Origin of the sequence: Roseovarius sp. THAF27, assembly GCF_009363655.1 — a bacterium.
Taxonomy (GTDB): domain Bacteria; phylum Pseudomonadota; class Alphaproteobacteria; order Rhodobacterales; family Rhodobacteraceae; genus Roseovarius.
In genome coordinates this window covers 1,392,402-1,414,175 of the sequence record NZ_CP045393.1, presented here as the reverse complement: position 1 = coordinate 1,414,175, position 21,774 = coordinate 1,392,402, and the positions used below count along the sequence as shown (strand labels likewise).

Sequence of the window (21,774 nt, the reverse complement as noted above, 5' to 3'; positions counted from 1 at the left end):
GCATCCGACACGCCACGAAGGACACGCCGCCCATGCCACCGCCTCTCGCCTTTGCCTGGAAACCTGTTCTGCGCCTCGGCGCCAGCCTGCTTGTGATGGCCCTCACCGCGCCCGACGCCCACAGCGCCGCCCTGCCCTGCGCCACGGAACTGGACCGGCTGCCGCCCCCCGGCGCCCGGGCCGCTCCGGACGACACCTGCGACCTGACAGGCTGAAACCGCTCTTCTGTTTTCGGTATCCGCGCCCTATATTTCCGGTACCAGACAACAGGAGCCTTTTGATGTACCGCGTCCTCACCATGACAGCCCTCTGCGTCAGCCTTGCCGGCGCCGCCCGCGCACAGGATTACGAAGAGCCCGACCCGGCCGACCTGGTGCCCGCCCATTTCAGCGCCGCCACCTTCGCTGAACTCGATCAGTACGATCTTTACGACGTGACACTGGCGCTCAAGCGCGGTCGCAACATCCGGTTGGCCGATTGCACCCCGTCGCAAAGCCGTGCCATCATCGAGGCGTCCTACGACCGCCGCGCCCCCGCGATGGACATGCTGCGCGCCACCTGCTCCGGCTAATCCGCGCCCGCCAGCCGCTGCGCCAACGCCCAGACGTCGGGCTCGACCGTCACCGGATCGCTGACCGCGCGCGCCTGCCCCGGCATCCGCGCGCCCTCGTCTCGCTGCACGGCCTCTGAGACCTGTGCCAACCGATCAGAAAACGCCCCGCCCGACACCTCCGGATCCATGATCAGGTAGAAATCCCCGATGTCATGCGGCGCGCCCTCGGGCGCCTTCAGCGGCCCCAGGTCCACGCCCGCGCGGCTGCCGGTCATGCCCGCCGCCAGCAGCTCGGCCATCAGGCCGAACCCCCAGCCCTTGTAGCCCCCCATGCTGACCAGCGAGCCTTTCAGCGCCGCCTCGGGGTCGGTCGTAGGCCTGCCCTCGGCATCGACGGCCCAGCCTTCGGGGATCGTCTCTCCGGCGGCCTTGGCCATGGTGATCTTGCCCAGCACCACGGTGGTGGTCTACTGGCCGAACAGCATCGCCACGCCGCCCCTGCCATCCGGCACGGCAAAGGAAATCGGGTTGGTGCCGATCACGCGATGCTTGCCGCCCGGCGGCGCCACCACCGGCGTCGCGTTGGTCATGCCCAGCACGATGAACCCGGCCCGCGCGGTCTGTGCCGTGAAATAGCCCAGGCTGGTGCAGGTATGCGCGTGACAGACCGCCAGGCTGATCGTGCCCGCCTCGCGCGCGGCCTTCAGCGCTTCCGGCAGCGCCCTGGAAAACGCCGCCTGCGCGAAGCCGAACTTCGCATCCACCTCGACGACACCGGGCCGCGGCCTGCGCACCTCGGGCACCGCTTCCCCCTTGACGCGCCCCGTCCGCTATTGCCGGCAATAGCTTTCAAGATAGTAAAGCCCGCAGATCCCGTTGCCCAAACCTTCCGCCTCGCGCACCGCCGCCGCCACTTCGCCCGCGATCCAGTCCTCGGCGCCATGCCCGACCAGGGCCGCCTTCGCCGTCGCCTCGATCTCGTCAGGCGATACCTGCATGGCACCCGCCGTTCTCGCTTGCGTAGGGTGGGGTTTCACCCCACCACGATCCGACCGTTCTCCAACTTCACAACCCGGTCCATCCGCGCCGCAAGCTCCAGATTATGCGTCGCGATCAGCGCCGCCAGCCCGGTGCCCCGCACCAGTTCCATCAGCGCCGCGAACACCTGATCCGACGTGCCGGGGTCCAGATTGCCCGTCGGCTCGTCCGCCAGCAACAAGCGTGGGCTGTTGGCCAAAGCCCGGCAGAACGCCACCCGCTGCTGCTCGCCGCCCGACATCGCACTGGGCCGATGGCCGGCCCGGTCGGCAATACCGACCTGCGTCAGCAATTCCGCCGCCCGCGCCTCGGCCACCTTGCGGCCGATCCCGTCGGCCAGCTGCGGCAGCACGATGTTCTCCTCGGCTGTGAACTCCGGCAGCAGGTGGTGAAACTGGTAGACGAACCCCACCTCCTGCCGCCGCATGATCGTGCGCCGGCGGTCCGACCGGCCCACCATGTCCTCGCCGCCGATCTCGACCGTACCGGCGTCGGCGGTGTCCAGCAGCCCCGCGATATGCAACAGCGTCGACTTGCCCGCGCCCGAGGGTGCCACCAGCGCCACCATCTCGCCCGCGCCGATCGTCAGGTCGATGCCCGACAGCACGCTCACTTCGTTGGCCTTGCCCTTGTTATAGGCTTTCTCGACCCCCGCCAGCTTCAGCATCGCCTCACTCATAGCGCAGCGCCTCCACCGGGTTCATCCGCGCCGCCCGCCGCGCGGGGAAAATCGTCACCACGAAGCTCAGGAACAGCGACAGGCCCACCGCGCTCATCACGTCCCAGAACTCCAGCTTGGCGGGCAGGAAATAGATCCCCCGCGTGTCCGGCGTCCAGATCGGCTGCTCGCTGAAACTGTCCAGGATGCCGAAGATCTGGTCAATGTAGATGGCAAAGAGACACCCCAGAACCGTCCCCATCACCGTGCCGATGATGCCGATAAAGGCCCCGCACATGAAGAACACGCGCAGCACCGACCCTTCGGTCAGACCCATCGTGCGCAGGATGCCGATATCGCGCCCCTTGTTCTTGACCAGCATGATCAATCCGCTGGTGATGTTCATCGCCGCGATCAGCACGAGGATCGACAGGATGATGAACATCACGTTGTCCTCCACCTCCAGCGCCCGCAGAAACCCGCTGCTGGAATCCCGCCAGGTCCAGATCTGCGTGTTCTCCCCGGCGGCGCGCAACAGGTCCAGTGACATCTCGTTCACCCGCTCGGGCTCCTCGATCATCACCTCTATCTCGTCGGCCTTGCCTTCACTGTTAAAGAAACTCTGCGCCTCGGCAAACGGCAGATAGACCCGCACCCGGTCGATGTCGTACCGCCCCGCGCTGAACACATAGACCACGTCATAGGCATTCACCCGCGGGCTGGTGCCCAAGGCGGTGCGGTTGCCGGTAGGGTTGATCACCCGGATCTTGTCGCCCACGCCGATGCCCAAGGTGCTGGCCACGCCAGACCCGATAGCAATGGGAAAGACGCCATCCTCGGCCGGGTCCAGCGCGAAATCCTCGATATCACCCTGCGCCGTCTCGGGGTCCGCGATGCGCGGCAAGCCCTTCAGATCCTCCAACGTGATCCCCCGCACCTCGACCCCCGCGTTGCGGTCGCCCACGGTGGCCAGAACCTGGTTCTTGATCAGGGGCGCTGCCCTCGTCACCCCCTCGACCTGCCGCAGCCGCTCCGCCATCGCCGCGTAGTCGCTGATCTGCCGGTCGATACGGCCGGTCTGCTGGTCCACCGTGCCGGCATTGTAAACTGTCACATGCGCGTTCGACCCAAGGATGGTGTCCACGAACTCCGCCCGAAAGCCTGCGCGCACCGCCAGCGTGGCAATCAGCGCGAATACCGCCAGCGTGATGCCAATGAGGCTGATCCACGTCATGACGCTGACCCCGCCCTCGGCCCGCTTGGCTCTCAGATAGCGCCACGCGATCATCGTCTCAAAGGCGGAAAACGGCTTGGGCTGAACTGCCACGATAGGACCTCTGGGTATCTTATGTGTATCTGCGGTGTATCCGGTGCCGGGAAAAGGTCAACCCCGGTTTCGCAAAGCCCGCGCGGAATCAAGGCGCAGCTTGCTGCGCCGCCGCGCGATCGCCAGACCGCCCCCCGGGCTGGCGATTGGGTGACGTTGGCGCTTCGATCCGAGGTTTTCCGGAAGCGGCAAACATAAAGTGCATTCAAAACCGCTGGGTTCGCCATCCCGCGGTCTGGCAATCGCGCGGCTCATCCGCTGCCTGATCAGACACTCTGAACCTCTCGAAGGTCTGCGCCTTCCGCGCCCCACCTACTCCGCCGGCGTCGCCTCCGGCCTGCGCCGCACCATCCGGCCCAATCCACCCAGCAGCATCCCGATCAGCGTATACCCCGCCAGGAACCCTCCAAGACCGAAACCAGCCCCCGCAATCGTCACCGGCACCGCAGGCTCGAAATCGCCCCAGGTCTTCTGCGCCAGTTCCGGGTCCAGGTATTGCCACCCGATCAGCGCCGCACTGATCGAGTTGGTCGTCCGCAGGTGCTCCAGATGGGCAGACAATCGCTCATGCCGGATCAGGACCTGCCCCATGCTCTCGCTCCGCGCCCGCGCCATGGCGGTGCCCCGCGCCAGGTCGGTCAGCGCCGCGTCCCGGCTCAGGCCAAGTGCCGCGGCATCGGCATCGAACCGCTCCACAACCCAGGCCAATTCATCCACAGCGCCCGAAAGACGCTGCTTATACTGTTGGGAAAACTCGGGAAACTGCGACGCGGCCAGTGCACAGCACAGCCCGCCCGCCAGGGCCAGTCCCTTGGTAATCATTGCTCTGCCTCGTTATGTCGTCTTTTGTTTTGAGGCAAGTATAGCGCGTTTCGCGCAAATCCAGAAACAAGATTATCGTGACCGGGCGCGGCACCGGCTCAGGCCCCGCGCCGCAGGCCCTTACATCCAGGTGTGAAACGACCGATCCGCCATCGGCTCCACCGTGCCGGCCTCACCGCGATGCGGCGCGTAGATCTCGGCGATCCTCTCGACCGCCGCGTCGGGCGCCATTTCCTCGCTCTCACCCGTACGGCGGCTGGTCAGTTCCACCACCCCGTTCTTCAGGCCCCGCGGCCCCACGGTGATCCGCCACGGCAGGCCAATGAGGTCCATCGTGGCGAACTTGCCGCCCGCCCGCTCGTCGCGGTCATCATAGAGCGGATCCAGCCCCTTGGCCTTTAGCGCCGCATACAGCTTTTCACACGCCGCATCCGCCTCGCCATCGCCCTGCTTCAGGTTCACGATCCCGGCATGAAAGGGCGTCACGCCCTCGGGCCAGATGATGCCCCTGTCGTCGTGGCTGGCCTCGATGATCGCGCCCACAAGGCGGCTCACGCCGATCCCGTGGCTGCCCATATGCACCGGCACCGGCTTGCCGTCCGGCCCCTGCACCGTGGCGCCCATCGGCTCGGAATACTTGGTCCCGAAGTAAAAGATCTGGCCCACCTCGATCCCCCGCGCCACGCGGCGGCGGTCCTCGGGGATCTGGTTGAAGATCGCTTCGTCGTGGGTTTCGTCCGTCCGCGCATAGCGCGAGGTGAACTCCTCCAGCACCGCCTGGCACTGCGCCTTGTCGGTGTAATCGATCTCGCGCTCGCCGAATTTCAGGTCGGTGATCTCGCTGTCATAGAACACCTCGGATTCGCCCGTCTCGGCCAGCACCAGGAATTCATGCGTGTCATCGCCCCCGATCGGGCCGGAATCCGCCCGCATCGGAATGGCCTGCAACCCCATCCGCTCGTAGGTCCGCAGGTAGCTGACCAGGTGGCGGTTATAGGCGTGCAGCGCGTCCTCCTTCGTCAGGTCGAAATTGTAGCCGTCCTTCATGAAGAACTCGCGCCCCCGCATCACGCCGAAACGCGGCCGGATCTCGTCACGGAACTTCCACTGGATGTGATAGAGCGTCAGCGGCAGGTCCCGGTAGCTGCCCACATGCGACCGGAAGATATCGGTGATCAATTCCTCGTTCGTCGGACCATAGAGCATATCCCGGTCCTGCCGGTCGCGGATCCGCAGCATCTCGGGCCCATAAGCATCGTAGCGCCCGCTTTCCCGCCACAGATCGGCGGATTGCAGCGTCGGCATCAGCATCGGGATATGCCCGGCCCGCACCTGCTCCTCGTGGACGATATTTTCCAGCTTGCGCAACACCTTGAAGCCCAAGGGCAGCCATGAATAGATCCCCGCGCTGGCCTGCTTGATCATCCCCGCCCGCAGCATCAGGCGGTGGCTCGCGATCTGCGCCTCGGCAGGCGTCTCCTTCAGGACCGGCAGGAAATACTTGGACAGGCGCATGGCGAACCTCTGGTCATTGCGTGATCCCGCCCCGTTTATGGCCTCAGCGCCCGCCAGACAAGCCGGAAGGCGCTTGCAACGCTGCGCCCCTTGCGCGAAAAACAGAGCGACGCGTTTTGTTCCCCCGAGGTGGCATGGCCCTTCCCGTCCGGACACAATTTCAATTCTGGGGCATCGCGATCGCGCTGTTCCTCGTTGTCATGTGGTTCCTGGGCGACGTGATCCTGCCCTTCGTGCTGGGCGGCGCCGTGGCCTATTTCCTCGACCCCATCGCCGACCGGATCGAACGCTTGGGGGCGTCCCGGGCCATCGCCGTGACGATCATAACGCTGGTGGCCATCTGCATCTTCGTCATCATGGTGCTTCTGGTCATCCCCACGCTGGTCAACCAGACTGCCAACCTGATCGACATCGCGCCGAAACTCTTTCAGGACCTTCAGGACTTCCTGACCACCCGCTTCCCCGACATCGTCGACCAGGATTCGACCCTGCGGAAATCGCTGGCTAGCCTCGGCACCACCATCCAGGAACGCGGCGGACAGGTTGTCGAAACCGTGCTGGCTTCGGTGGGCTCACTCGTCAACGTGGTGGTCCTGCTGGTGATCGTGCCCGTGGTGGCCTTCTACCTGCTCTACGACTGGGACCGCATGGTCGCCGAAATCGACCGCCTCCTGCCGCGCGAACACGCGCCGGTCATCCGCCGGCTCGCGTCCGAGATCGACAGAACCCTCGCCAGCTTCATACGCGGCATGGGCACCGTCTGCCTGATCCTCGGCACCTACTACGCCGTCGCGCTTATGCTGGTGGGCCTGCAATTCGGCCTCGTCGTGGGGGCCTTCGCCGGCTTCGTCACCTTCATTCCCTACGTCGGCGCCGTCCTCGGCGGCGCACTCGCCATCGGCCTCGCCCTCTTCCAGTTCTGGGGCGACTGGCTGTCCATCGGCCTCGTCGCCGGCATCTTCGTGCTGGGACAGGTGGTCGAGGGCAATATCCTCACGCCCAAGCTGGTGGGCGACTCCGTCGGCCTGCACCCGGTATGGCTTATTTTCGCGCTGTCGGTCTTCGGCGCGCTCTTCGGCTTCGTCGGAATGCTGGTGGCCGTGCCCATGGCTGCCGCCATCGGCGTTCTTGCCCGCTTCGGCGTGCAGCAATATCTCGACAGTGCCCTATATAAAGGGCAGGACTCACGGGATACGGAATGATGGCACAGCAGCTCAGCTTCGACCTGCCCGCCAAACCGGCGCACGGGCGGGAGGATTTCTTCGTTTCCGCCGCCAACGCGCAAGCCGTCGCCATGGTCGACACCTGGTACGCGTGGCCCGCCCGCAAGCTGGTCCTCTACGGCCCCCCCGGCGCGGGCAAGACCCATCTCGCCCATGTCTGGTCGGCACAAAGCGGTGCCCTCATCATCTCCGCGGCCGACCTCGCACAGGCCGACATCCCGGCTCTCGCTCAGAACCACGTCGCCGTCGAGGATTGCGACGGCATCGCCGGCAGCGAACCCGCTGAAACGGCTCTCTTCCACCTGCACAACCTGACCCTGGCCGAGGGCCATTCCCTGCTGCTGACCGCCAATGCCGCGCCCAAGTACTGGAACCTCGCGCTGCCCGACCTTGCCAGCCGGATGCAGGGCACGCCCGCCGTCGAACTGGACCTGCCCGACGACCGCCTGTTGACCGCGATCCTCGCCAAGCTCTTCGACGACCGCCAGCTGACCCCCACGCCGGACGTCATCCCCTATCTTCTGCGCCGCATCGACCGCTCGTTCGAGGCCGCCCGCGAAGTCGTCGCCCTGCTCGATTCCGCCGCATTGTCGCGCAAACGGGCCCTCACCCGCCCCTTTGCCCGCGATGTTCTGGACAACGCAGGGCTGTAACGGCAAAGTCGTCACCTTATCGTTACGTCGCAATCCCATAAGGGCCACATGACAAACGCAGATTTCCTCAAATCCACCGCCCCGGCCCCCGTGACGATCGACGGTCTCGACGTCACCGGCCCCGGGCGCTTCTTCAACCGGGAACTCAGCTGGCTGGGCTTCAACTGGCGCGTCCTGGAAGAAGCGCAGAACCCCCGCGTGCCCCTGCTGGAGCGCCTTCGCTTCCTGTCCATTTCCGCCAACAACCTCGACGAGTTCTACAACGTCCGCGTCGCGGGCCTGCGCGAACTGGCCCATGCCGGCAACACCACGCCCGCCGCCGACGGCCTCACCCCCGCCGAACAGCTTGTCCTGATTGACGAGGACGCCCGCAAACTGCTGGCCCAGCAGCAAGGCACGCTCGAAGACCTGCGGCAGGAGATGGAGGCCGAGGGCATCACCATCCTCGACATCGACAGCCTCACGAAAGACGACCGCGCCCATCTCAGCGACATCTTCCTCGAACAGGTCTTCCCGGTCCTGTCTCCGCTGGCCGTCGACCCCGCGCACCCGTTCCCCTTCATCCCCAACCTGGGCTATTCGCTCGCGCTCCAGATGCAGCGCAAGTCAGACAAGCGCCCGCTTCAGGCGCTCTTGCCGATTCCCAATCAGATCGACCGCTTCATCACCGTCCCGTCCGAACCGGGCCAGTTCCGCGCCCTGCCGCTCGAGGACCTGCTGCTGCTCAACCTCGATCATCTCTTCCCGGGCTACACCTACAAGGCGCACTGCAACTTCCGCGTCCTGCGCGACAGCGATCTGGAAGTCGAGGAAGAGGCCGAGGACCTCGTGCGCGAATTCGAGGTGGCCCTCAAACGCCGCCGCCGCGGCGAGGTGGTGCGCCTGAAAATCTCCTCCGGCGCGCCCGAGGAATTGCGCCGCACCATCATGCAGAAACTCGAGGTCCGCCCCGAGGAGGTGGTCGAGGTCGACGGCATGATCGGGCTGGCGGATCTCAAGGAAATGGTGCTCGACACCCGCCCCGACCTTCTGTGGCCCAGCTTCACGCCGCGCGTCCCGGAACGCGTACAGGACCATGACGGCGACATGTTCGCCGCCATCCGCCAAAAGGACATGCTGCTGCACCACCCCTACGAGACCTTCGACATGGTGATCCGCTTCCTTACCCAGGCGGCGCGCGATCCCAACGTGGTGGCGATCAAGCAGACGCTCTACCGCACGTCCAAGGACAGCCCCATCGTCGAGGCGCTCTGCGAGGCCGCCGAGGACGGCAAGTCCGTCACCGCCCTCGTGGAACTCAAGGCCCGCTTCGACGAGGCCGCCAACATCCGCCAGTCCCGGCGGCTGGAACGCGCCGGCGCCCACGTGGTCTATGGCTTTCTCGACCTCAAGACCCACGCCAAGATTTCCACCGTGGTCCGGCGCGAGGGCGACAAGCTGGTGACCTACACCCATTACGGCACCGGCAACTATCACCCCATCACCGCCAAGATCTACACCGACCTCAGCCTCTTCACCTGCGATTCCTCGCTGGGCCGCGACGCGACCAAGGTCTTCAACTACCTCTCCGGCTACGCCCAGCCCGAAAAGCTGGAAAACCTCGCCATCTCGCCCACCACGCTGAAACCCCGCCTGCTGGAAATGATCGCCGCCGAGATCGACCACGCCAAGTCCGGCAAACCGGCCGAGATCTGGGCCAAGATGAACTCGATCATCGAACCCGACGTGATCGACGCGCTCTACGCCGCCTCACAGGCCGGCGTGAAGATCTGCCTTGTCGTGCGCGGCATCTGCGGCATCCGCCCGGGGATAAAGGGCCTGTCCGAGAATATCCGCGTCAAGTCCATCGTCGGGCGCTTTCTTGAGCATTCCCGCATCGTCTGCTTCGGCAATGGCGCCGGCCTGCCCTCGAAAAAAGCCAAGGTCTACATGTCCTCCGCCGACTGGATGGGCCGCAACCTCAACCGCCGCGTCGAAACCCTGGTGGAAATCACCAACCCGACCGTCAAGGCCCAGATCGTGGGCCAGGTCATGGCCGCCAACCTCGCCGACGTGGCACAGACCTGGGTCATGGCCCCCGATGGCAGCTTCACCCGCGACCTGATCGAGGAAGGCACCTTCGCCTTCAACTGCCACCGCTTCTTCATGGAAAACCCTTCGCTGTCGGGCCGCGGCTCCGCCGGGGCGGCGGACGTGCCCAAACTCACCCACACCGACGATTGACCCTCCCGGCCCCCTGACGCATATAGGGGGCCGAGACCAAGCCGGGGATGTCATGGACGGCACGACCGATCCCGAACACAGCGAATGGGGCCCTTTCGGGCGCCCGCTTTTCGACAAGGACGCGGCCAAGGCGCTCAGCCGCGTGGGCGTGGTCGACGTCGGATCGAACTCCGTCCGCATGGTCGTGTTCGACGGCGCCGCCCGCAGCCCGGCCTATTTTTACAACGAGAAAATCATGTGCGGCCTGGGCCAGGGCCTCTCTGAAACCGGCCGGCTGAACCCCGAGGGGCGCGAACGCGCGCTCGCCGCCATGAAGCGTTTTGCCCGGCTGGCCGAGAACATGGGCACCGGCCCACTTACCGCCGTGGCCACCGCCGCCGTGCGCGAGGCCACCGACGGCGACGCCTTCCGCGAAGAGATCGAACGCGAGACCGGCGTCCACCTCTGGGTCATCGACGGCCCCGAAGAGGCCCGCCTCTCGGCCCAGGGCGTGCTTCTGGGCTGGCCCGGCTCCTACGGGCTGGTCTGCGACATCGGCGGCTCCTCCATGGAACTGGCCGAAATCAACGGCGGCCAGGTCGGCAAGCGCCTGACCTCGCGCCTCGGCCCCTTCTCCCTGCAGGAGGTCAAGGGCGGCAAGAAGGCCCGCAAGGCCTATATCAAGGACACGCTCGAGCGGATGCACGACCAGCTGGGCGAACAGAAGAACCGCCTGTTCCTCGTCGGCGGCTCGTGGCGCGCCATCGCCAAGATCGACATGGAACGCCGCGGCTATCCCCTCCACGTCCTGCACGAATACCGCATGACCCCCAAGGACGTGCGCAAGACCGCCGATTACATCGCCAAGAACGACGCCGAGGAACTGCGCAACCGCGCCGGCGTCTCGTCCCAGCGCATGGCCCTCGTCCCCGACGCCGCCGAGGTGCTGCGCCGCCTGGTCAAGACCTTCGGCCCCCGCGACATCGCCGTCTCCAGCTACGGCATCCGCGAGGGGCTGCTCTACGAACAAATGCCCCAGCAGCTGCGCGACCGCGATCCCCTGATCGAGGCCTGCCGCTTTGCCGAGGCCAAGGATGCCCGCCTGCCCGGTTATGGCCGCGCCATCTATCACTTCGTCGAACCGCTCTTCCGCAGCGCCCGCCCCGACAAGCTGCGCATCATCCGCGCCGCCTGCCTCTTGCACGACGTCAGCTGGCGCTCGCATCCCGACTACCGCGCCGAGGATTGCTTCGACAACGCCACCCGCGCCAACCTCGGGGGGCTGAAGCATTCCGAACGGGTGTTCCTGGGCCTCGCCCTCCTGCACCGCTATTCCAACAAGCGCGAGGGCACCCGGTTCGAGAAACTGGCCGAACTGCTGGACGAGCGCGGCCAGCACCAGGCCGAGGTCTTGGGCAAGGCCATGCGCTTTGCCGCGATGTTCTGGCTACGGGCCGACACCCAGCTGGGCGAGCTGACCTGGCATCCCAAGAAGAAACAGCTGATCCTGCGCCTGACCGAAGAGGCCGTGCCGCTTTACGGAGAGGTGGCGCAAACGCGCCTCGCCTCGCTCGCCGACACGCTGGGTGCGGAATTCGACGTCAAGCTGCTGCGCCCGCGCCGCGCAAGGGCCACGCCGGGCAAGTCCCCGGGCTGATCGAAACGCCAGCGGCGCGCCGCCTCAGATCTCGATTTCCTCGTCCGGGTCGATTTCCTCTTCCAGCGGGGTCTTGCGGCGGATGATGATGTCGCCATTGGGCATCATCTCGGGCGCATGGTAATTGCTCAGATCGTCGATCTGCCCCATCAGGTCGGCAAAGGCCGGGCCCATTTCCTCGACGAAACTGCGCAAGGCCGGCTGCATCTCCTTCGCCATCCCCTCGATGTCGCGCATCGCCGGTTCCATCTCGCGCATGATGCCTTCCATGAACATCTGCGCCCCCCGCTCCATCAGGGAAAAACCTTCGTCCTCTTCCTCCTGCGCCAGTGCGGGCGCGGCGGCAAGGGACAGCGACAGGGCGGCGATGGGCATGATCCGTTTCATGACCCCAATATAGCGCGTCCCGGTGACGATTTTAAGATGTCAGGTCGATATCCAGCGTCACCGGAAAGTGATCCGACGCCGCCAAGAGCGCATCGCGCAGCTCCGGCACCTTCCAGCACCCCGGGTCCTCGAACGGGTGCCATATCCGCCATTTCGGCCCCATCGCCCGCAACCCCCTGGAAATCATGATGTAATCCAGAAGCGCCTGCAAATACCGCCCCTCGTCCTTCAGATAGAACCGCGCCGAACTGTGCTGCGCGCCGATCCGCTGGTTCAGCGCCCGCCGCGCGTGCGGATCGTAAAGCCGCATCTCGCCCGGCTCGGCCCCGCCCATGATCACCTCGATCGACGAACGCCCAAAGAGGTTCTCGTACTCGTCCAGCCCCGGCCCGTCGTTCAGATCGCCCAACAGCATCAGATGCTCGCCCGCTTCCAGATGCGCGCGGATGCGCTTGCGCAGCCACACCGCCTGCGCCTGCTGCTTGCGCCGGTTGGCAATGGACAGCCGCATCACCTCGTCCCGCGTGGTGGCCCCGTGCGGCGCCTTCGACTTCAGATGCGCCCCGATCATGCGAAAGCCGAACCCGCCCTTCACCTCCACCGCCACTTCCAGCGGCGGCTTTGAGAACACCACCAGATCCTCGGTCGCGTCGATGTCGAGGTCGATGCGGAACACGCCATCGAACCGCGGCGCCTCGCTCGACCCTTTCTTGCCGGTCTCCTCGCCCCTGGGATCATGCCGGCACGTCATCACGTCCGGGTCGTACAGCAGCGCGATCTCCTGCTGGGTGTCGTTGACGAACCCCATCAGCGCCTTGCGCGCCCGCAGGTCCATCATCTTGGCGAACCCTTCCAGAGCTTTCACGGTGTCGCGCTTGCTGCCACTGTCCGGCGCCTCGATCACCATCACCGCGTCGGCATCCATCGCCGAGAACACCACGCCCAAGGCGGCCAGCTGATCGCCCCGCGTCACGCCGTACCGCGCCGATGGCCCGTCATCGTCCAACACCCGGTCATGGGCGTCGAACAGCGCGTTGAACCACTCGACGTTATAGGTGGCGATGCGCATCGGTCAGGCCGCCTCGCGCTGGATCTGCTCCCACGCGTCATTGACGTCGGTCAGCCGCTTCTCGGCCAGCTTGATCGCCTCCTGCGGCACGCCCCGCGCCACCATCCGGTCGGGATGCATCTCGCGCACCTTCGCGCGCCAGACCTTGCGGATCTCGGGCAAGGGCGTCTCGGGCGTCACCCCCAGCACGGCATAAGGGTCAGGCTTGGCATCCGGCACGAAGCGGCTGCGCAACGTGTTGAACTCCCGCTCCGGCAGGCCGAAAATCGTGGCCACCTCCGACAGAAAGACATCCTCTGCGGGATGGTATACCCCATCGGCCACCGCGATGTGAAACAGCCCCTCCAGCAGATCGTTCAGCGTCGCTTCATCTTCGCGGAACATCGCCTTGATTCTCTTGGCATATTCCTCGAACCCCGCCACGTCCTGCCGGGCGAGGTTGAACACCTTCGCCGCGCCCGCCTCGTCATCGCGGGCAATCTGGAACACCTCGCGGAACGCCGTCACCTCGTCGCGCGTCACCTGCCCGTCCGCCTTGGCCATCTTGGCCCCCAGCGCGATCACGGCAATGGCAAAGGCCACCGTCCGCTCGGGCGGCGTGCGCAGGCGGTCGAACACGCTGGTCAGCGGCTCGCCACTGGCCAGCGCCGACAGCGCTTCGGATATGCGACTCCAGATCGACATGGGCCGCAACCTAAGACGTGCGGCCCCCGGGGGACAGGGGTTTCTGCATCAACACAAGGTCGATCCGCCGCCCGAATTTCAGCCCGGCCTGCGCCACGCGCCCCACCTCGACAAACCCGATCCTGCGGTGAAACGCGATCCCGCCCGCGTTCTCGCCACTGATCCCCCCGATCAGCGAATGCACGCCGCCCGCCCGCGCGTGGTCCTCCAGCGCGTCCATCAGCGCCCGGCCCACCCCGTTGCCCTCGGCCCCGGGGCGCAGCAGCACCGTATGCTCCAGCGTCTCGCGATAGCCCGATCCGTTGCGGTACGGCCCATAGGTGGCATAGCCCAGCAGCCCGCCCGCGTTCTCGGCCACCAGGAACCCGTGCCCGGCCTCGTCGCGCGTCTTCACGGCCAAGGCGATTTCCAGCACGGTCTTCTCGTCTTCGGTGAAGCTGACCGTCGTCTCGCGGATGTAATGATTGACGATCCCGGCCAGCGCCTTTGCATCGCCCGCCTCCGCCGGCCGGATCTTCATGCCAGCACGCACGCCCCGCGCGGCGTGGTCAACTCGGCCCGCAGGCCCGCCGCGCCGGTCTCATAGACCACCCGGGCGTCGCTCAGCACCGGCGCCAGCGCGTCCTCCAGCGCCTTCGCGTCAGAGTGCGTCACCACTAGCCGGTCCAGTCGGCAGCCCGACGCCGGCAACATCTGCGCCGGGTGCTGCGCGCACTGCCATTCGATCACCGCCGGAAAAAGGTTGTCCCACGGAAGCCGCCCGTCCTGCGGCACTGCCATCTGCCACCGCAGATCGCCGCGCGCCAGCGGCACCGGCACGCCCGCCTGCGGGAACCGCGCCACCACCGCGCCGAGGTCCGGCGTGTTGCAGATCCAGTTCGTCGGTCTCGGCCGCCCCCCAAAGCGATCCAGATCGAACCACCGCGCATACTCCGGCGCGGGTGCCTCGGGATCCACCGCGATCACCTCTAGGTAAAGCCCATCCTCAAGCCCCAACAGCATGTTATGTGTCCCGAAATGCGCGTGCTGCCCGCCCGGCCGCAACGCCACGCCCAGCGCCTCCTCGGCATAGGCGCGGCCCTCGTCCAGCGTCTCGGCCGCCACCGCGAAATGATCCAGTTTCAGCATCGCTTACCCCACTGTCAGTAGCCACAGCACCCAAAGCGCCGCCAGCACCGTGGGATAGAACGTCGCCGCAAATCCGAAGGCCCGCAAGGGCGGCGCCACGTGATACCCCACCCAGAACGCCACCCGCGCCACGGCAAAGCCGATTCCCAGCGCCAGCACGGTGCCCGCGCCCAGGAAAAACCCCACCAGCGGCCAGATGCACAGCGCCAGCACCGCCTGCTCGACCGTGTTCTGCAAGACCTTGGCGTCGATCGCAGCCTTGCCGGTCAACGCCTGCCCGTCGATTGCCGCGTCGCTATTGAACCGCCGCTGCGCCAGCACGCCGATCATCAGCGCCAGCACCACCCCGGGGCCAAAAGCCGCGCCCATCAGCGTCGGCTGCATCATCGCCATTGGCACCGGGATCTGGCGTCCGATCGACAGAACGGCCACGGCCCACACCAGCCCCGCCGCGGCGCCGGTCAGTATCTTCGGGCGCGTGCGCATCAGGCCGCCCGCGCCTCGCGGATCAGCCGCAGGATATCCTGCGCCGCCTCGGGGATGTTGGTGCCGGGGCCGAAAATGGCCTTCACGCCCACGCCTTTCAGAAACTCGTAATCCTGCTGCGGAATGACCCCGCCGCAGATCACGATGATATCGCCCGCGTCCTTTTCCTTCAGCGCGTCAATGAGCTGCGGCGCCAGCGTCTTGTGCCCCGCCGCCTGGCTGGAAATGCCAATCACGTGCACATCGTTGTCGATGGCATCCTGCGCCGCCTCGTCCGGCGTCTGGAAAAGCGGGCCCACGTCCACGTCAAACCCGATATCGGCGAATGCCGTCGCGATCACCTTGGCGCCCCGGTCATGGCCGTCCTGCCCCATCTTGACGACCAGCATCCGGGGCCGCCGCCCCTCGTCCTCGGCAAAGGCCTCGACCGATTTCTGGATCGCGGCAAAGCCCTCGTCGCCCTCGTAGGCCTTGCCATAGACGCCCGCCAGCGTCTTCACCTCGGCGCGGTGCCGTCCGAATTCCTTTTCCATGGCCATGCTGATTTCCCCCACAGTCGCCCTTGCCCGCGCCGCTTCCACCGCGGCCTCCAACAGGTTGCCGCCCTCCTTGGCGCGGCGCGTCAGTTCATCCAGCGCCTTGGTGCAGGCGTCCTCGTCGCGTTCCGCGCGGATGCGCTCCAGTGCCTCGACCTGCCCCTTGCGCACCTTGACGTTGTCCACGTCCAGGATGTCGATCGGGTCTTCCTTGTCCTTGCGGTACTTGTTGACGCCGACGATAACCTCGTCGCCCCGGTCGATCATCGCCTGCCGGGTCGCGGCACTTTCCTCGATACGCAGCTTGGGCATGCCGCTGGCCACCGCCTTGGTCATGCCGCCCATCTCCTCGACCTCTTCCATCAACTCCCAGGCCTTTTCGGCCAGCTCGGCGGTCAGGCTCTCGACGTAGTAGGACCCCGCCAGCGGATCGACCACCGCTGTCACGCCGGTCTCTTCCTGCAGGATCAGCTGCGTGTTCCGCGCGATCCGCGCGCTGAAATCCGTGGGCAGCGCGATGGCTTCGTCCAGCGCGTTGGTGTGCAGGCTCTGCGTGCCGCCCAGCACCGCGCTCATCGCCTCATAGGCGGTGCGCACCACGTTGTTGTAAGGGTCCTGCTCCTGCAACGAAACACCGCTGGTCTGGCAATGGGTCCGCAGCATCTTCGAGCGGTCGTTCGTCGCCCCGAATTCCGTCATGATCCGGTGCCACAGCAGGCGCGCCGCCCGCAGCTTCGCCGCCTCCATGAAGAAATTCATGCCGATGGCGAAAAAGAACGACAGCCGCCCGGCAAAGCGGTCCACGTCCATCCCCGCCTCGATCGCGGCCTTCACGTATTCACGCCCATCGGCCAGCGTATAGGCCAGCTCCTGCACCAGGTTCGCGCCGGCCTCCTGCATGTGATAGCCGGAAATGCTGATCGAGTTGAAGCGCGGCATCTCGTTCGCCGTGAACTCGATGATGTCGCTGACGATCCGCATGCTGGGCTCGGGCGGATAGATATAGGTGTTGCGCACCATGAACTCTTTCAGGATGTCGTTCTGGATGGTGCCCGACAGCACGCTGCGGTCGTGCCCCTGTTCCTCGCCCGCGACGATGAAGCTGGCCAGCACCGGGATCACCGCGCCGTTCATGGTCATCGAGACGCTCACCTGGTCCAGCGGGATGCCGTCGAACAGCACCTTCATGTCCTCGACGCTGTCGATGGCCACGCCCGCCTTGCCCACGTCGCCCACCACGCGCGGGTGGTCGCTGTCGTAACCGCGATGCGTCGCCAGGTCGAAAGCCACCGAGACGCCCTGCTGCCCGGCGGCCAGGTTGCGGCGGTAGAAGGCGTTCGATTCCTCGGCCGTCGAGAACCCGGCATATTGCCGGATCGTCCAGGGACGCCCGGCATACATCGTGGCCTTCACGCCCCGGGTGAACGGCGCCTGTCCGGGGATGGTGCCAAGGTGGTCCATCCCCTCGACATCCTCCTCGGTATAGAGCGGCTTGACGTCGATCCCCTCCAGGGTCTTCCACGTCAGGTCCTCCAGCGGGCGCCCCTTCAGCTCGCCTTCCGCGATCTTACGCCAATCGTCGGTCTTCGATCCCATCGTCTTGTCCTCTTTTCCTCTGGTCCGGGCGCGGGGTTGTCCCCGTCTTCACCGGGCCGGTTTCCTCTGTCAGCTGCGCCAATCCCTCCGCCCCGGCACGCAGCCAGAACAGATCATCGGCATAGGCCTCGCGCATGTCGCGCAGGGCGGCGTCGTCGAACGGTTGCCACTTGTCCGCCCCTTCGGGCAGTCGCGCGGGGTCGCCACCGCGCTCGCCCACGATCCGGCGCAACTGGCCCAGGCCGGGGCCCTGGTTCCTCCAGTCCCGCGCATGGGCGCGCGGCATCGCGCCAAGCCCGGTCATGTGTTCCAGCACCCGCTCGGGCAGTCCGCCGAAGATCTCGTAGGGCATCACGCTCAGCTCCACCCCCGGCAAGGCGCAGGCCACGTCCAGCACCACGTCCCGCCACAGCCGGGGCGCGGCCGCCAGCGCCTCCAGCGCGGCACGGTCCGGCACCCTGTTGCCGCGCGCGATGCTGTAGGACACGACCGACGCCCAGAACGCGTCATGACTGCGGACCGTCAGGTGCGCCCGCGTCACCTGGCCGTCGAAGGCATGGGCAAAGCGCGCCAGGCGCTGGCCGATATCGGGATAAAGCCGCCCCTGCCGCAGGCAGCGGCGCGGCGCCCCGATCATGTTCTCGTCGCTGATCACCAGCACCTTGGCCCCGGCCCTGCGTTCGCGGGCGATGTTGATCGCCACCCTCGCGCGGGCGCGGTCCAGCTGCTCCTGCGGCGGGCGCGCGCTCTCGATCGGTATCACCCCGGTCAGCAGACCGTCACGCGTCTGTTTCGGCCCCCAGACGGCAATGCCCATCCGCCCCAGCGCCGCCCGGTTCGCCGCCAGATAGGCCTGGAACGTGGTGGTGGCCGTCCGGTGAGCCCCGATATGCAGAACAACGTCCATGATCCCGCGCCTTTCCCGTGCGGCCCGCGGCCTGCGGGCGATCGACCTTGCGTCGCGCCAGCCTGCACCGCGGGACCTGACCACGGGATTAACGGTAAAATTTTCGCGGGCCTGCGGCCAAACGGCCTTCGCATTCGGCGCGTCGGGCCTTATATCTGGTCCAGCAGGAGGCCCAATGCGCAAGCTGATCGTTCTTTCTTTTCTGGCACTTACGTCGATATCACTCGTCGCGGGCACGGCCCGCTCGACCGACGGATCGCCGGAGGACGGGATCATACTTGACGGCGAAAGCGTCGATTTGAACGAATTTCTCTGGATAAAGCGCCCTATCGTCGTCTTTGCCGACAACGCCTCGGACCCGCGCTTCATCGAACAGATGAACTTCATCACCGACCGGCTGGACGATCTGGACCGGCGCGATGTCGTGGTGCTGACCGACACCGACCCCTCCGCCGACAGCGACCTGCGCCGCAGGTTGCGGCCGCGCGGCTTCATGCTGGCGCTCATCGGCAAGGACGGCAAGGTCGAGCTGCGCAAACCCGCGCCGTGGAGCGTGCGCGAGCTGTCCCGCGCCATCGACAAGATGCCGATCCGGCAACAGGAAATCCGCGACCGGCTGAGCGGCAACTGATCCCGCGCAGCGTTCATGTCCGCTCTCCCGCCGCGACCACCAGAACCCGGTTGGCGCGGTCCATCAGCATCAGCGTGCCGTCGGTCGTCTCATAGGCCAGCACGGTGTCCGGGCGCATCAGCAGGCGGCGGAACTCCACCCCCACCTTGCCCTCCATGCAAGGCCGCGCCTCCAGCCCCGCGCGGCGCATCCCCATGCCAAGGGTCCGCTGCGTGTTGACCGCGTCCACCATCGCCGCATCCGGCGTCGTCTCCGGGTCGTCCAGCGCCGCCACGCCCCGGCGGGGCAGCGCGCGCAGCATGTCGGGCACGTTGCGCTCCACCGGCACCGCGGCGCCGATATCGGCGCTCACCAGCCGGAACGCCGCCGCGGCACAGCGCGCCCTGGACGAAAACGCCAGCGTCTCGCCCAAGGCGAACCACGGCGACAGCCGCGCGCGCATCGACGCCTCGTCATCGCGCGCGCAGGCCCCCAGAAGGACCGCGCCCGCCATCGCCGCCGGCAGGATATGAGGACCGCGCAGGGTCACCGCGTCATTCGAACTCCATGATCACGTCATCCACCGCCAGGCTGTCACCCGGACCGGCGTTGATCTTCGTCACCACGGCCTTCTTCTCAGCCCGCAGGATGTTCTCCATCTTCATCGCCTCGACGGTGCACAGCGCCTGGCCTTCCTGCACCTCGTCGCCTTCCTCTACGTTCACGCTGACGATCAGGCCCGGCATCGGGCACAGCAGCATCTTCGATGTATCAGCTGCAAGTTTCTCGGGCATTAACAGCGCCAGTTCCGCTTGGCGCGGCGTGCGCACATGCACCTTCAGGTCCGCGCCCCGGTTGCGGATGCGGAACCCGCCCGACACCTTGCCGACCTTCAGCACCACCGTCTCGCCATCCACGTCCAGCACCGCCAGCGCGTCGCCCGGCGTCCAGTCGCTCGACACCCGGTGCGTGGCGCCATCCTCGAAGGTCACCGTGGCGCCACCGCGATCGGCGGCAACGCTGACCTCGTAACTCTGGCCCTGCAGGCTGACGACCCAGTCCTCGCCCACGCGGCGCTCGTGGTTGTCCATCCGGCCCGACACCCGCGTACGCCGGATTTCCGCCACCCGGTGCATCGCCGCGCAACCGGCCGCGATCCGCCGCAGCGCCGCCTCCTCCAGTTCCACCCCCTCGAACCCGTCGGGATACTCCTCGGCGATGAAGGCCGTGGTCATGTCGCCCGACACGAACTTGGGGTGATCCATCACCGCGCTCAGGAACGGCAGGTTATGCCCGATCCCTTCCAACTCGAAGCTGTCCAGCGCCACGCGCATCGCCTCGATGGCAGCGCCCCGGTCGGGCGCCCACGTACACAGCTTCGCGATCATCGGGTCGTAATACATGCTGATCTCGCCGCCTTCATAGACGCCGGTATCGTTGCGCACCGCCGTCTCGCCGGCCTCAGCCTCATCCTGCCACTTGCCCTTGTCCAGGAGCGGGCCCGCGGCCACCTCCACCGGCGGGCGATAGCGCACCAGCCGGCCAATGGAGGGCAGGAAGTTCCGGTAAGGGTCCTCGGCATAAAGCCGGCTTTCCATTGCCCAGCCCGTCAGCGTGATGTCGTCCTGGCTCAGCGACAGCTTTTCGCCTGCCGCCACGCGGATCATCTGCTCCACAAGGTCCACGCCAGTGATCAGCTCGGTCACCGGATGCTCCACCTGAAGCCGCGTGTTCATCTCAAGGAAATAGAAGTTCTTGTCGCCATCGACGATGAACTCCACCGTGCCCGCGCTGGAATAGCCCACCGCATGGGCCAGCGCCAGGGCCTGCTCGCCCATCGCCTTGCGGGTTTCGGCGTCCAGGAACGGGCTCGGCGCCTCCTCGATCACCTTCTGGTTCCGCCGCTGGATCGAGCATTCCCGCTCGCCCAGGTACACCCCGTTGCCGTGGCTGTCACACAGCACCTGGATCTCGATATGGCGCGGTTGCGTCACGAATTTCTCGATGAACATCCGGTCGTCGCCGAAACTGCTCGCCGCCTCGTTCTTCGACGCCTGGAAGCCCTCGCGCACTTCCTCGGCATTCCACGCGATCCGCATCCCCTTGCCGCCGCCGCCCGCGCTGGCCTTCAGCATCACCGGAAAGCCGATCTCTTCCGAGATCTTCAGCGCCTCCTCGGCGTCCTCGATCAGGCCCATGTGACCCGGCACCGTGTTCACATCCGCCTCGGCGGCGATCTTCTTCGAGGTGATCTTGTCGCCCATCGCCTCGATGGCCTTCTTGGGCGGCCCGATAAAGGCCACGCCGGCGGCTTCCAGCGCCTCGGCGAACTTGGGGTTCTCCGACAGGAAGCCATAGCCGGGATGCACCGCCTCGGCGCCGGTCTGGCGGATGGCCTCCATCACCTTGTCGATGACGATATAGCTTTCCGACGCGGGCGGCGGGCCGATATGCACCGCCTCGTCGGCCATTTCCACATGCAGCGCGTGACGGTCGGCGTCCGAGTAAATCGCCACCGTCTGAATGCCCATCTTGCGCGCCGTCTTGATGACACGGCAGGCGATCTCGCCCCGGTTGGCGATCAGGATTTTCTTGAACATCTCACGTCCCCTTCAGTCTTGCCCGCCCCGGCGAGCCTGCCGGACGGGGATGATACGAAAAAACCACCGCCCCGCTGGCGCGAGGGGTGGTTTCATGCAGGTTGAGCCGCCCGGTGAAGGGCG

The 21,774-nt window shown here is 66.3% G+C and carries 22 protein-coding genes and 1 pseudogene; 7 read left to right on the top strand and 16 right to left on the bottom strand.

Annotated elements, in window-relative coordinates:
• Nucleotides 1-32 precede the first annotated feature (32 nt).
• Nucleotides 33-215: a hypothetical protein gene (locus FIU89_RS07050; protein WP_152491941.1), complete on the top strand. Its 183-nt coding sequence runs from the start codon at nucleotides 33-35 to the stop codon at nucleotides 213-215.
• 65 nt (nucleotides 216-280) lie between these two features.
• Nucleotides 281-571 carry a hypothetical protein gene (locus tag FIU89_RS07045; protein WP_152491940.1) on the top strand — a complete coding sequence of 97 codons (291 nt, stop codon included), beginning with the start codon at nucleotides 281-283 and terminating at the stop codon, nucleotides 569-571.
• On the opposite strand, the pseudogene FIU89_RS07040 reads toward FIU89_RS07045, so the two are convergent.
• The 6 genes and pseudogenes from FIU89_RS07040 to proS all read right to left on the bottom strand — a co-directional run bounded on the left by FIU89_RS07040 (nucleotide 568) and on the right by proS (nucleotide 5,913).
• Nucleotides 568-1,347: pseudogene (locus FIU89_RS07040) on the bottom strand (Ldh family oxidoreductase). The gene FIU89_RS07045 and the pseudogene FIU89_RS07040 overlap by 4 nt on opposite strands.
• 36 nt (nucleotides 1,348-1,383) lie before the next feature.
• On the bottom strand, nucleotides 1,384-1,551 hold the full coding sequence (locus FIU89_RS22910; protein WP_368373293.1) for a hypothetical protein: 168 nt from the start codon (nucleotides 1,549-1,551) through the stop codon (nucleotides 1,384-1,386).
• 35 nt (nucleotides 1,552-1,586) lie between these two features.
• Nucleotides 1,587-2,270, bottom strand: coding sequence for an ABC transporter ATP-binding protein (locus FIU89_RS07035; protein WP_152491939.1), 684 nt, complete (start codon nucleotides 2,268-2,270; stop codon nucleotides 1,587-1,589).
• Nucleotides 2,263-3,576, bottom strand: coding sequence for a lipoprotein-releasing ABC transporter permease subunit (locus FIU89_RS07030; RefSeq protein ID WP_152491938.1), 1,314 nt, complete (start codon nucleotides 3,574-3,576; stop codon nucleotides 2,263-2,265). The genes FIU89_RS07035 and FIU89_RS07030 overlap by 8 nt, the downstream gene beginning before the upstream one ends.
• 312 nt (nucleotides 3,577-3,888) lie before the next feature.
• Complete coding sequence (locus FIU89_RS07025; RefSeq protein WP_152491937.1) at nucleotides 3,889-4,398, bottom strand: DUF2937 family protein; 510 nt, start codon at nucleotides 4,396-4,398, stop codon at nucleotides 3,889-3,891.
• A gap of 120 nt (nucleotides 4,399-4,518) precedes the next feature.
• The gene (gene proS / locus FIU89_RS07020; protein ID WP_152491936.1) at nucleotides 4,519-5,913 is read right to left on the bottom strand and encodes a proline--tRNA ligase; all 1,395 of its coding nucleotides are present in this window, start codon (nucleotides 5,911-5,913) and stop codon (nucleotides 4,519-4,521) included.
• A 134-nt stretch (nucleotides 5,914-6,047) separates the two neighbouring features.
• Between proS and FIU89_RS07015 the strand changes: the two genes are divergently transcribed.
• From FIU89_RS07015 to FIU89_RS07000, 4 genes are read left to right on the top strand one after another with little or no spacing between them, the layout of a single operon-like run.
• Entirely contained in the window at nucleotides 6,048-7,115 is a 1,068-nt protein-coding gene (locus FIU89_RS07015; protein WP_152491935.1) for an AI-2E family transporter, read from the top strand.
• Complete coding sequence (locus FIU89_RS07010) at nucleotides 7,115-7,789, top strand: DnaA/Hda family protein (RefSeq protein WP_152491934.1); 675 nt, start codon at nucleotides 7,115-7,117, stop codon at nucleotides 7,787-7,789. The genes FIU89_RS07015 and FIU89_RS07010 overlap by 1 nt, the downstream gene beginning before the upstream one ends.
• Nucleotides 7,790-7,837: 48 nt before the next feature.
• A complete protein-coding gene (locus tag FIU89_RS07005; RefSeq protein WP_152491933.1) occupies nucleotides 7,838-10,012 on the top strand; it encodes an RNA degradosome polyphosphate kinase in 2,175 nt (724 codons plus the stop codon).
• Between the two features lie 52 nt (nucleotides 10,013-10,064).
• The gene (locus tag FIU89_RS07000; protein ID WP_152491932.1) at nucleotides 10,065-11,648 is read left to right on the top strand and encodes a Ppx/GppA family phosphatase; all 1,584 of its coding nucleotides are present in this window, start codon (nucleotides 10,065-10,067) and stop codon (nucleotides 11,646-11,648) included.
• A 24-nt stretch (nucleotides 11,649-11,672) separates the two neighbouring features.
• Here the strand turns inward: FIU89_RS07000 and FIU89_RS06995 are convergent, their stop codons facing one another.
• Genes FIU89_RS06995 through FIU89_RS06960 form a run of 8 tightly spaced genes read right to left on the bottom strand, consistent with a single transcriptional unit; the run spans nucleotide 11,673 to nucleotide 18,441 of the window.
• Nucleotides 11,673-12,035, bottom strand: a complete 363-nt coding sequence (locus tag FIU89_RS06995) for a hypothetical protein (RefSeq protein WP_152491931.1) — start codon at nucleotides 12,033-12,035, stop codon at nucleotides 11,673-11,675.
• A gap of 31 nt (nucleotides 12,036-12,066) precedes the next feature.
• On the bottom strand, nucleotides 12,067-13,104 hold the full coding sequence (locus tag FIU89_RS06990; RefSeq protein ID WP_152491930.1) for an endonuclease/exonuclease/phosphatase family protein: 1,038 nt from the start codon (nucleotides 13,102-13,104) through the stop codon (nucleotides 12,067-12,069).
• A gap of 3 nt (nucleotides 13,105-13,107) precedes the next feature.
• On the bottom strand, nucleotides 13,108-13,788 hold the full coding sequence (locus tag FIU89_RS06985) for a molecular chaperone DjiA (protein ID WP_152491929.1): 681 nt from the start codon (nucleotides 13,786-13,788) through the stop codon (nucleotides 13,108-13,110).
• 10 nt (nucleotides 13,789-13,798) lie between these two features.
• Nucleotides 13,799-14,308: a GNAT family N-acetyltransferase gene (locus FIU89_RS06980; RefSeq protein ID WP_152491928.1), complete on the bottom strand. Its 510-nt coding sequence runs from the start codon at nucleotides 14,306-14,308 to the stop codon at nucleotides 13,799-13,801.
• Nucleotides 14,305-14,916 (bottom strand): VOC family protein, encoded by a 612-nt coding sequence (locus FIU89_RS06975; RefSeq protein ID WP_152491927.1) that lies wholly within the window; start codon nucleotides 14,914-14,916, stop codon nucleotides 14,305-14,307. The genes FIU89_RS06980 and FIU89_RS06975 overlap by 4 nt, the downstream gene beginning before the upstream one ends.
• A gap of 3 nt (nucleotides 14,917-14,919) precedes the next feature.
• Complete coding sequence (locus FIU89_RS06970; protein ID WP_254701814.1) at nucleotides 14,920-15,402, bottom strand: MAPEG family protein; 483 nt, start codon at nucleotides 15,400-15,402, stop codon at nucleotides 14,920-14,922.
• On the bottom strand, nucleotides 15,402-17,534 hold the full coding sequence (gene scpA, locus FIU89_RS06965) for a methylmalonyl-CoA mutase (RefSeq protein ID WP_152491925.1): 2,133 nt from the start codon (nucleotides 17,532-17,534) through the stop codon (nucleotides 15,402-15,404). Before scpA ends, FIU89_RS06970 begins: the two co-directional genes overlap by 1 nt.
• The gene (locus FIU89_RS06960; RefSeq protein WP_152491924.1) at nucleotides 17,506-18,441 is read right to left on the bottom strand and encodes a hypothetical protein; all 936 of its coding nucleotides are present in this window, start codon (nucleotides 18,439-18,441) and stop codon (nucleotides 17,506-17,508) included. Before FIU89_RS06960 ends, scpA begins: the two co-directional genes overlap by 29 nt.
• Nucleotides 18,442-18,616: 175 nt before the next feature.
• Here FIU89_RS06960 and FIU89_RS06955 point away from each other — a divergent pair, with 175 nt between their 5' ends.
• On the top strand, nucleotides 18,617-19,072 hold the full coding sequence (locus FIU89_RS06955) for a DUF4174 domain-containing protein (protein ID WP_152491923.1): 456 nt from the start codon (nucleotides 18,617-18,619) through the stop codon (nucleotides 19,070-19,072).
• A gap of 13 nt (nucleotides 19,073-19,085) precedes the next feature.
• Here the strand turns inward: FIU89_RS06955 and FIU89_RS06950 are convergent, their stop codons facing one another.
• On the bottom strand, nucleotides 19,086-19,601 hold the full coding sequence (locus FIU89_RS06950) for a hypothetical protein (protein WP_152491922.1): 516 nt from the start codon (nucleotides 19,599-19,601) through the stop codon (nucleotides 19,086-19,088).
• A gap of 4 nt (nucleotides 19,602-19,605) precedes the next feature.
• A complete protein-coding gene (locus FIU89_RS06945; RefSeq protein WP_152491921.1) occupies nucleotides 19,606-21,651 on the bottom strand; it encodes an acetyl/propionyl/methylcrotonyl-CoA carboxylase subunit alpha in 2,046 nt (681 codons plus the stop codon).
• Between the last annotated feature and the right edge of the window lie 123 nt (nucleotides 21,652-21,774).